At 39.5% G+C, this 9867-nt stretch carries 12 protein-coding genes and 1 pseudogene; 9 read left to right on the forward strand and 4 right to left on the reverse strand.

Annotated elements, in window-relative coordinates:
* The first annotated feature begins 344 nt into the window (after positions 1-344).
* The 4 genes and pseudogenes from JCM14108_RS12985 (at position 345) to JCM14108_RS14180 (ending at position 3183) form a co-directional block, all read left to right on the forward strand.
* Positions 345-1588, forward strand: a pseudogene (locus JCM14108_RS12985) (MFS transporter).
* 71 nt (positions 1589-1659) lie between these two features.
* Positions 1660-1872, forward strand: coding sequence for a hypothetical protein (locus tag JCM14108_RS12990; RefSeq protein WP_035181354.1), 213 nt, complete (start codon positions 1660-1662; stop codon positions 1870-1872).
* A gap of 255 nt (positions 1873-2127) precedes the next feature.
* Positions 2128-2814, forward strand: a complete 687-nt coding sequence (locus JCM14108_RS12995; RefSeq protein ID WP_051996207.1) for an aldose epimerase family protein — start codon at positions 2128-2130, stop codon at positions 2812-2814.
* A 168-nt stretch (positions 2815-2982) separates the two neighbouring features.
* Positions 2983-3183: a hypothetical protein gene (locus JCM14108_RS14180; protein ID WP_051996209.1), complete on the forward strand. Its 201-nt coding sequence runs from the start codon at positions 2983-2985 to the stop codon at positions 3181-3183.
* Between the two features lie 86 nt (positions 3184-3269).
* On the opposite strand, the gene JCM14108_RS14730 is transcribed toward JCM14108_RS14180, so the two are convergent.
* On the reverse strand, positions 3270-3437 hold the full coding sequence (locus JCM14108_RS14730; protein WP_156654987.1) for a hypothetical protein: 168 nt from the start codon (positions 3435-3437) through the stop codon (positions 3270-3272).
* A 68-nt stretch (positions 3438-3505) separates the two neighbouring features.
* A complete protein-coding gene (locus JCM14108_RS13005; protein ID WP_035181356.1) occupies positions 3506-3763 on the reverse strand; it encodes a hypothetical protein in 258 nt (85 codons plus the stop codon).
* Positions 3764-3946: 183 nt separating this feature from the next.
* On the opposite strand from JCM14108_RS13005, the gene JCM14108_RS13010 reads away from it, so the two are divergent.
* The 5 genes from JCM14108_RS13010 to JCM14108_RS13030 all read left to right on the forward strand — a co-directional run bounded on the left by JCM14108_RS13010 (position 3947) and on the right by JCM14108_RS13030 (position 8083).
* Complete coding sequence (locus tag JCM14108_RS13010; protein ID WP_035181358.1) at positions 3947-4348, forward strand: hypothetical protein; 402 nt, start codon at positions 3947-3949, stop codon at positions 4346-4348.
* A complete protein-coding gene (locus JCM14108_RS13015) occupies positions 4332-4769 on the forward strand; it encodes a DUF805 domain-containing protein (RefSeq protein WP_051996211.1) in 438 nt (145 codons plus the stop codon). The genes JCM14108_RS13010 and JCM14108_RS13015 overlap by 17 nt, the downstream gene beginning before the upstream one ends.
* A gap of 105 nt (positions 4770-4874) precedes the next feature.
* On the forward strand, positions 4875-5753 hold the full coding sequence (gene pepI / locus JCM14108_RS13020; RefSeq protein ID WP_035181364.1) for a proline iminopeptidase: 879 nt from the start codon (positions 4875-4877) through the stop codon (positions 5751-5753).
* Between the two features lie 105 nt (positions 5754-5858).
* Entirely contained in the window at positions 5859-7124 is a 1266-nt protein-coding gene (locus tag JCM14108_RS13025; RefSeq protein ID WP_035181359.1) for a CPBP family intramembrane glutamic endopeptidase, read from the forward strand.
* Positions 7125-7180: 56 nt separating this feature from the next.
* Positions 7181-8083 carry a hypothetical protein gene (locus tag JCM14108_RS13030; RefSeq protein WP_035181360.1) on the forward strand — a complete coding sequence of 301 codons (903 nt, stop codon included), beginning with the start codon at positions 7181-7183 and terminating at the stop codon, positions 8081-8083.
* Between the two features lie 592 nt (positions 8084-8675).
* Here JCM14108_RS13030 and JCM14108_RS13035 read toward each other — a convergent pair.
* Together JCM14108_RS13035 and JCM14108_RS13040 are read right to left on the reverse strand one after the other, a co-directional pair.
* Positions 8676-9272, reverse strand: coding sequence for a hypothetical protein (locus JCM14108_RS13035; protein WP_035181362.1), 597 nt, complete (start codon positions 9270-9272; stop codon positions 8676-8678).
* A gap of 196 nt (positions 9273-9468) precedes the next feature.
* Positions 9469-9783 carry a hypothetical protein gene (locus JCM14108_RS13040; RefSeq protein ID WP_051996213.1) on the reverse strand — a complete coding sequence of 105 codons (315 nt, stop codon included), beginning with the start codon at positions 9781-9783 and terminating at the stop codon, positions 9469-9471.
* Positions 9784-9867 lie beyond the last annotated feature (84 nt).

Here is a 9867-nt window from a genome sequence, read left to right on the forward strand (position 1 = left end):
GATTTTATAATTATTAGAACTGCTTTTTAAATGCAAAAAAGGGCAATTTATCACGTCCTTAAAAGAACGTGTTTCCTTACCTTATATCAAAAATATTGATGGCTTTGTTAACCCATTACAATTTTACACCTACGACCTTGAAAAAAGGCACGCTAAATATATCGGCCTGCTTGATACGCCGAGTTTTATCAAGGTCAAACAAACCGTTATTGATATTTTGAATTAATTCCCGTCATACCTATTTGAATCGGCTCGTTCTTGCATTCTCCAATCATTCATGTCATACTATTTCCAGCAGAAAAAATAACGAGTGTCGGTGAGCGCTCATTTTGGAGGACGACTATATGGAAAATACAAATACAACCGTTACGCACAGCCATGCTTTTACGAAAAATCAGAAATGGGTGATCGCTTCAACCAGTTCTGGCTTCGCATTAGAAAATATGGATGTGCTTTTTCTATCTTTTGCGATGAGTTCGATGATCAGCCAACTTCATTTAAGCGGTGGTGCTGCCGGATTGATTGGTTCCATCACAAACTTGGGAATGTTATTTGGTGGGGTCTTGTTCGGCTTAATTGGTGATCGATTCGGCCGGGTTAAAACCTTTACTTACACCATCTTCATCTTTGCTTTTGCGACTGCTGCGATGGCTTTCGCCAATAATATTACCCTCATCTACGTTCTGCGGTTCCTAGCCGGTATTGGTGCCGGTGGTGAATATGGCGTCGGCATTTCACTAATTGCCGAATCATTTCATAAAAACCAAATCGGCAAGATGACATCAGTTGCCGCAATTGGCGGCCAGATTGGTGCCATTTTGGCCGCGGTGGCCGCTGCCTTTATCATTCCCCACCTTGGATGGCACGCCCTCTTTCTAATCGGACTGGTCCCAGTAGTGTTAACCTACTTTGTTCGGCGTCATTTAACTGAAACAACTGCTTTTATGGAAGCCAAGAAAGCAGAAACCGAATCGACAACCAGTGCCGTTGTTAAATTTATGTTCAGCTCACCAAAGCTGGCTTATCAAAGCTTTGCGCTGATGATTATGACGACCGTTCAAATTGCCGGTTACTTCGGTTTAATGAACTGGCTGCCAATTATTGTTCAAAAGCAACTCGGCTTAAACGTTTCCGGTTCATCGCTTTGGATGATCGCAACCATTATTGGGATGAGCCTTGGATGATGACCTTTGGTTCAATCCTTGATTTCTTTGGACCACGCCGAGCTTTCGGAATTTTCCTGATCGCTTCGGCTGCGATGGTTTACACAATTACGTTGGCCCACAACACGATTTCGCTGCTGATTATTGGTGCCATCGTCGGCTTCTTCTCAAACGGGATGTTCGGTGGTTACGGTGCCGTTATCAGTCGGCTTTACCCGACTGAAATCCGCTCAACCGCAAATAACATTATCGTAAACATCGGCCGGGCAGTTGGTGGCTTTTCTTCAGTGGTTATCGGTATTTTAATGGATCATTACTCAATTGCCGTTGTTATGGGGTTCCTATCCGTCCTTTACATTATCAGCTTTACCACGATGATGACCTTACCGGGATTAAAGAAACTGGCTGTTAAAGCGAATCATTAATTACAACTAAATATTTAATTCGAAAATGAACCGTTTGATGGGCAATTCCAATCAAACGGTTCATTTTTATTTTGTACTCCTATTACCTAAAAATCGGTAATGTCATCATCGCCTTGGCCAACCAACTACCGGTGGGCTGGTTATACCAGCTACACGTTGGCTTTTTGGGCGCAAATTGGGATACAATTTTAGGAAACCTTTTTTGGCTGATTATTCTTTCGGTCATCACGGGACTTTACCGCCAAGCCGTTGAGATTAAGCAGGATAATGATTTGACGGTTTAGCTCTATCTTCTCGGCAGCTGTTATTGGAAGGCTGAATCATTAATTGTAGCTTCCAGGTTGACCCTGGAGAGCTTTATTACGCCAAGAAATTACAGCATCAACTGCTAAATGGCACACCATTTCTGAGCAATTCATCATTATAAATAAATCAGGCGTTGACTTATCCGGATAAATAAAATATGCTTTTATTGTAAGCGTATGCATTTTTAAGTTGCATGCTCATTTTTAAAACTAAATTCTGGAGGCTTATTAACCATGTCAGACACTCATACAGTCGGAAAAGTTGAAAAGTTTGATGATTATAACGACCATCAAATCGATAAATTCACCCTTTCAAACCAAAATAACGTCTCAATTTCAGTTATTACACTCGGCTCAACCCTTTACGAACTAAATGTTCCCGATCAAAATGGTGGAACCCGCAATCTTGTATTGAACTTTGAACACAGTCAGGATTATTTTGAAAACCCATTTTATATTTGCATGGGCATTGGTCGGGTTGGCGGCCGAATCGCTGATGGTCAACTAGTCGTTGATGGCAAGCAAACCCAACTACCACAAAACGAAGGAACAACAACGCTTCATGGCGGTCCCCACGGATTCAACACCCAAATCTGGCAAGGAACCCTTGGCAAACAGGACGGCAACGATGTTATTATCATGCATCATTTACAGAAAGCTGAAGAGGACGGCTTTCCCGGTGATATGGACGTTACGATTACCTACACGCTGTCTTCTGACAACGTTGTTTCAATGAATTTTTCTGCCAAAAGTTCGGCCGACACAGTCTTTAATCCCACGCAGCACACTTACTTCAACCTTGGGAAAACAACGGATATTATGAATCATCAACTAAAGTTAAATTCGGATCAGGCACTTAAACTAGACGAAAAAAAAGATTCCAACCGAAGACCGCATCGACGTTGCCGGTACGCCGTATGACTTTCGCCAAACTAAAAGCCTGGGTGACGCAATTAATGGCATGGCTGATACCAAGGAAAAGGCTTTGACGACGTTTTTGCCGTTAACCCGGACGAGAACAACATTATCGCAACATTAAGCGATCCGCAAACGCATTGCGCAGTTACAATTGAATCCAGTCGAAATGGTATGATTCTTTTTACCGCCAATTCGTTTACGAAAGATCATATGAACTTTGTCCGAACAGATGGTATTGGCTATCCGCATGAAGGCGTTGCGATGGAGCCAATGATTCTCCCTAAACCCGGTCGGGAAAAAGACTTCTCGGAAATGACCATCAAAAAAGATCAGCCGGTTTCCTATGCGATTAAATATCATCTCAATTTTTAACCACCATTAATTTCAGTAATTAAAATCCCTTCATGGTTGCCGTATTGCATACCCGTGAAGGGAATTTTTATTTATCATAGATATTTTTAAATATTTTGAAGTAACCCGGCGCCAATTGGTGTTATCAAACCGATTGCAAGAATCATCAGGATTGCTCCCAAGCCAATTAACAACCATTTTGTCATTTTTGACAGCCACACTACCTTAACGCCCAACGTAATTAAGCCAATACCAAGCAGTAAAGTTACTGTCATCACCCAAAATCCCATCAGATCAACTCCCTAATAATTTCAATTTGCAGTCGAATTGAAATTAACTCAACCTAATCAAGTTTCTTTAATTCAAGCGGCCCTGCCAATAAATGAGTTATGACTGCCGCTATTCCCAAGCTGATTACCAGTAATAGTAGTTCAACCCAAGATATCATCCCCAAGCTCCAATTTTCGCCAATATCAGATTTTTCATATCCCCAAATCAACAAAGAAAAACAAACTTTAAAATAAAGAATAAGCAAACTAAACCAAATCAACTGGTGCTTAATCCGAGCCCGTCTCCGATACCGATAGTGCTTTAAGTCCAAATGAATTCCTCCAGCATTATTTTGATAATTTCTTTTATAATATCACAGGATTTAGCTTTAATAATGCCTTTTAGTAAAAAAGTCGTTTGACATTTTTTTAAATCCAGCATATCCTAATATCAATCCATATCACAATTGGCATTAAAATATTCGTTATAAAGCAATTTAAAGGAGTCAACTTAATTGAAAAAGGTAATCGTTAAATCAATTCTAGCAGTTCTTGGGTTTTCGTTACTGACAACCGGCCCACTTTTTACCGGCACAACAGCAATCGCCGCTGCCACCTCGGCTAAATCCAAGCCGACTTCAATTTCTGATTCAATTACCATGAAGGTTTCAAAACGAACTACTTATTCAAAACCTAAAGCTTACACTACCAATGCCAAGTCAAGCCTTGCTTTGTACAAAGCTCGTCTCTTCAGTCACGCTTCAAAAGTGACGTTTACATTAACCGGCTTCACTAAGCCAAAAACAACTTACAAAATCACAAAACTTATCAATGCCCAAGGCGTTAATTGGTATTATCTTAAGGGCTGTGGTTGGATAATCGGAGGTTCACACCCATCTCATGACCCAATCCGCTAAACAATTTCACCCATTCATGGCCTACTTGGAGTTTTGGTCAAAAGCATTTGTCTTTAACGCGACCGCTACTCGAAGCCAATACTGGATTCCGTGGATAACCAACCGCTTAATTTTCTTTGGCTATTGCCTGGTTACCCAACAATGGCAGCACTACACCAAATACGGCTCCGTTAACTTGGGGCTCGCACCACCCGATTCAATACCACGGGCGATTATTGTATTAATCGCTATGGGAATCTGTCTGGTTGTCATTATCGGCCAATTTACACTTCGAGCCCGCCGGCTTCACGATCTCAATCTTAGTAATTGGTTCATCCTCTTATTTCTGGTTCCCGTCGTGGGAAATATTATCATGTTTATTTTAATGTTAATGCCTACCAAAGCTAATCCTCGATGGTGGATCAACCAGTCTAATTACTAAGGAAAAATTAAAATCCCCTAATAAATTTTGTCATCCAGTAGTATAATCGAAGCCAACAAAGAAATTTTCTTAATGAAAGGATTTGATGCTATGGACACAAACACAATTAAGGTTCAGGAAGGATACATGCCGTTTCGCGGCTACAAAACCTACTATCGAATCGTTGGCGAGCCCAGTGAAAATAAGGCCCCGTTATTACTAATTCACGGTGGTCCGGGTTCCTCACACAACTACTTTGAATTATTAGACGATTACGCGGCTACTGGACGACAACTCATTATGTACGATCAGGTGGGTTGTGGGAAGTCGTCGATCCCCGATGACCGCTCCGTCTACGTTAAAGAGACTTGGGCCGAGGAATTAATCGCCCTACGAAAATACCTGCACTTGGACAACATCCATATGCTTGGCCAATCATGGGGTGGCATGCTCGAGATGTTCTATCTGACCAATTACGATCAATCCGGTATCAAGAGTGTTATGATCGATGGCTCACCCGCTTCCATTAAATTATGGGTTAAAGAGCAGCATCGATTAATCAAATACTTAAGCTATGAAGATCGGCAGGCAATTAGCGAAGCCGAACGCACCGGTGACTTTTCCGGGCCAAAATACTTAGCTGCCAATGATAGGTATATGGAACGTTATTGCTGGGATGATCCCGATGAAAATTCACCGGAACCATTAAGGCGACCAACCAACGGTAAGAAAGCCAGCTTAATCGCCGAGGGGCCAAACGAATTCACTGAAAATGGTACCATCAGCGATTTCGATGTTACCGATCAATTAAAAAATATCCACGTTCCGGTTTTGGTTACCAATGGCACTGATGACCTGTGCACACCACTGATTGCCAAATCCGTTTATGATCACATTCCAAACGCCAAATGGCACTTATTTGCCAACAGTCGGCATTTAGCGTTGCTGGATCAGCACGATGAATTCATTTCAGTTATGGATAAATGGTTGAACGAACATGATTAAAATTAGTAAAGCTGCCAATGTTTTCTGAGCGTTGGCGGCTTTTTAGTAGAGATAGTTTATTCGTGCTCTTTATTTTTAAAAAAATAAAAAAGAAGTTAACTAATTATGGCAACTTTAACACCACGGTTCACTCATTCGGTTTCACTAATTTTTAAAATTCAATGTACATTGATCATTGCTATCTTAAGCGGATCACTGCTGATTAACGCTCAATTCACAATGGCTCAATTCGGCAGCTGGGGCAACCTGGTTATTTTGTTTGGCATCCCAATCATTGGCCTAATAATCCCCAGCCTTAACCACACGGCCAACGAGTCGTTTTTGCCAAAAGGCATTAAAATCTGTCTTCGATTGCTGATAACGTCATTTTACCCCAACTTAGTATTTTTGAGTATCGCTTTTTTGCTGCATCCTTTAATTGAACAATCCCGTTCAGCGAAAATGCCGATCATTTATTTAGCATTTCTAATCGCTGTAATCAGTTTAATCCCTTACATCAAGATCATTATCATTGATGAAACCGGCCCAATCGCTAGAATGCTGATTATTTTTGCTTATTTATATTTTTTCCCCACTACCAGTTATCGTTTGGGCGTGCTGGGATTTAACCCCTACTACGCTGATCAGATTGCCATCAAGTTTAACGGTACCTCCATATTAGCAATTATCAGCTATTTATTTCTTTTTGCCACTACGGGCTATGTGATGCATCAGTGGAGATTTAACTTACCAAAGTTTAAAATTAATTCTAAAATTCACGTCACTTGGCTATTCATAATTTGCTTGGTAGCCTGCCTCGAATTGAATGCAACGGCCGCCAGTTGGCATAACATTTTTTATCACTTTGATTGGCAGCCAGTAAGTGGTCCGCTAGCCTACTTTGTTATGATCGTCATCTCGGTTTGCTGCTATGAAGAGTTTATTTTCCGATACGCAATTTTCTGGCAACTATTACGGTTTAAACATCCAAACAACAAGGCCCAAATTCTTGAGCCAATTCTAATTTCTTCGCTTTTGTTTGGCCTATGGCACCTTAGTAATCTTAATCATCAGAGTTTACCAGCCACCTTGCTTCAACTGATCGGTGCCATTGGAACTGGATTCATCCTTGCAACGATTACCCTCTACACTGGCACAATTTGGATTAGTATTGTCCTTCATAGTTTAATGGATCTAGTCGCTTCCCCGAAATCACCAGTGCCTTTTCCCAAGCCCCTACCACCTTTGAAACTGAATACATGTTGCTTATTGCGCTACTTGAAATTGGCATATCGCTGTTATTATTACTGGCCAAGAGACCTCAAGCCGCCTTTCAACAGACGATGGTTCACCTTCAAGCTAAATGATTACGGATATTGTTCAAGAGCTTAAGCTTTTGACAAATTGATGGCCACAAGCGATACTGACATTAGAAAGAAGGTTGCCAAATGAAGAAGAAATTCCGCAATTTATTAATTGCTACTGTTGCGCTCTTAGGTTTTACCGCCGCCTTCCATGTGCAAGCGTCTTTGAACGACGATCCCGATGCGGTTTCTGTCCAGCCCGTTTCTAAAAAGGAGCTTGCAAGTATTAAAAAAAATTACGGTCATATTTGGTATCATATCAAGTTTTATCGCACTTTGAAACCCGTTAACGTGACAATCAAGTTTAGTGATCGGCAAAACACAAAGCTGGTTCACCCTAAAGTCCTCAGAATCCCCCAAAATACCATTGTTTCTGGAAACAAATTTAATGACTCGGATAAAGGACTTGTCCGATATAGCTTTAATCTTGATTTTGATTCATTAAGTTATCACCTGCTGAAGCCCAAAGTTTCCAAACAATTTGCAGAGCCAAACTTTGCTATTAGCGTGACGGCTAAATCTAAGCAATCACTTAATCGCCGGTTTAAACGAATTACAACGCCCAAATATCTGCCAACCTATTCGTGGGGGATTCTCAATAAATATCCGCATACCCCCAAAATCGATCCATTCACTCCGACAACTGATCAGTTAAAAATCACTCCGGATGGTAACGTTGAATTCTATCCAATTATTCCCGGACAAACGAAGAACAATCAATTATTTAGTTTAATTCCACAATCATTCGCAAAAATAAATAAAACAATCGTTAAGGGCAATACCCGTTATTTGTATTACTCACACCATATCACCGGTGTACATGATCAGCGGGTTGCCAAATCCGGCCACTATCAATATCGCCTAACAATGACTAATCTTCATCGCCCATTTTCATTGTTTGACGGTGACCAGGGTGCCATCATATTGAGTAAATACAAAATTGGCAACACCGTCTATTACACTCGCAGCGGCTCTTACAGCGCGTAGAATAACGCAACCCATCAAAATTTAAAAACTTATCAAACCAAAAAGGTCCAGTAAAATCATCGTTGGGATATTCGCCACATTGAGATGATGTAACAAACTTTAACAGAATTGGGTTACACCCCAATTTATCTGTATAATAGAAATCGCAAGAAATTTTAAGGGCAGTGGCCGTCCTTTCCCTTACGAGATAATGTCTATGGGATCATGGAGCAAATCTTGGAAAGGGTTCACAGTTAATGAGCGTCTTCCAGATGCTTTCGTTGATGTTGCTGTTTGGCACATTTTAATTGCGCCACTCAGTTATATTGACCAGCACAAATAAAAAAGCCGCCCTGCTATAACTTTGGCGAGTTACAGGACGAACTTTTGAAAGTTTTGTAATTTTTGTCACCGTCTTTGAAGCGGCTTGTTTAGAAAGACCTGCTTAAACAGGTCTTTCTTTTTGTACTTTCATTATATCACGACAACCGATAGCTATCTAAACAGAGGGCCAGCACAGATAGTATCAGTATTTTAATAAAAGTCGGATTTTATTTAAAAAAATGTTCTTGAAAAATTTCTGCGTTGAAAGAAACTCACTATCTAATTCATTTTATAGCAATATAGTTAATACTTTTAAAATAAGCACGCTGAAATACACAACCAGCAGAACTTTGAATTCAGAGGAACCTACTTCTTTAAAAGCATTCCACCAATTGATAATAAAAGATTTCTTGTGGTCATATTGTAATCGATATTTGTATGATTCACTAAGCTTCTTAATAAAACTGAACCAAATTAATTGTATTATTAATATCCCAATTAAATAAACAGAGTTAACTAACAATATCCCCCAATCACTAATCACTTGAAAATGCAATGTCATGATTTCAACTACTAACGGTATTAGTGCAACAGAAAATTGACCCGAACCAATTATCGAAAGAAAAATACCTGAGAAAAAATAAGTTGGAAATAAGCTTAAAATAAGTGCTGGTAATGCTAGCTTCATAGTCCATATAAACCAGGATAACAGTCTGTACATCATATAAATAACATCTATTCTTAGCTTCTCTGAAGTGTATTGAAAAGATGGTGGATCAACAAACATCGCTATTCCTTGACCTATGCAGAGTAGGACCCATAAAATCACAAAAGGGTTCCTTTTTACTTTACTTAAATAAACTATTAGTTTCTTTTTCCCAAGCATTGTAGTCTCCCCCCCCTTTATACTTTCGTAAGTCTCTGTACATTCACCAGTACATACTAATCAGCAATTGGCCCTTATATTTTCCGTTTAAAAATGAATAGGCTCAATCATCCAGAATTTTATCGTGTACAGATAATTATGCTTCTCTTGTCCAATTTTATACTAACTGCATCAAGATACAATATGCTCAACATAATTAAACAGAAGGTACAATATGCTTGGCGTAATTAAACACAAAACGTTTCTGAACTTTAAAGTTATATACTTCATAAGACCTATCAGACGCTGCATAACCATACTCACTTTCAATTGAATAAACCGGTTCTTTGAAATATTTTTTTGATTTTGAAAAATATTTTGGATTACATTTTATTGCAATTAGTGGATGCCCATCCATTGCAATTCTTAAGCGAACTGATTCTTTTGGGGATAAAGATAGCATTGCAGCTAAAATAATAAAAGTACAAAGAAAAATTACCAAAATTTTTAGCGACTTAAAAAATTTTTTCAACCTCACATACCTTCCCTTTCAATCGTTCAAAATTTAGATTCGTTTTTAATAAACTCCCAAAAAATTTACTTAGAAATATTTGGG

Source organism: Lentilactobacillus farraginis DSM 18382 = JCM 14108, assembly GCF_000583655.1.
Lineage (GTDB): Bacteria > Bacillota > Bacilli > Lactobacillales > Lactobacillaceae > Lentilactobacillus > Lentilactobacillus farraginis.

Coding starts and splice junctions, on each gene's coding strand:
- JCM14108_RS13015 (WP_051996211.1), top strand. CDS start 4,332: ATGACCCAATCCGCTAAACAATTTCACCCATTCATGGCCTACTTGGAG.
- JCM14108_RS12995 (WP_051996207.1), top strand. CDS start 2,128: ATGTCAGACACTCATACAGTCGGAAAAGTTGAAAAGTTTGATGATTAT.
- JCM14108_RS14180 (WP_051996209.1), top strand. CDS start 2,983: ATGATTCTTTTTACCGCCAATTCGTTTACGAAAGATCATATGAACTTT.
- JCM14108_RS13025 (WP_035181359.1), top strand. CDS start 5,859: ATGGCAACTTTAACACCACGGTTCACTCATTCGGTTTCACTAATTTTT.
- JCM14108_RS13035 (WP_035181362.1), bottom strand. CDS start 9,272: ATGCTTGGGAAAAAGAAACTAATAGTTTATTTAAGTAAAGTAAAAAGG.
- JCM14108_RS14730 (WP_156654987.1), bottom strand. CDS start 3,437: ATGACAGTAACTTTACTGCTTGGTATTGGCTTAATTACGTTGGGCGTT.
- JCM14108_RS13030 (WP_035181360.1), top strand. CDS start 7,181: ATGAAGAAGAAATTCCGCAATTTATTAATTGCTACTGTTGCGCTCTTA.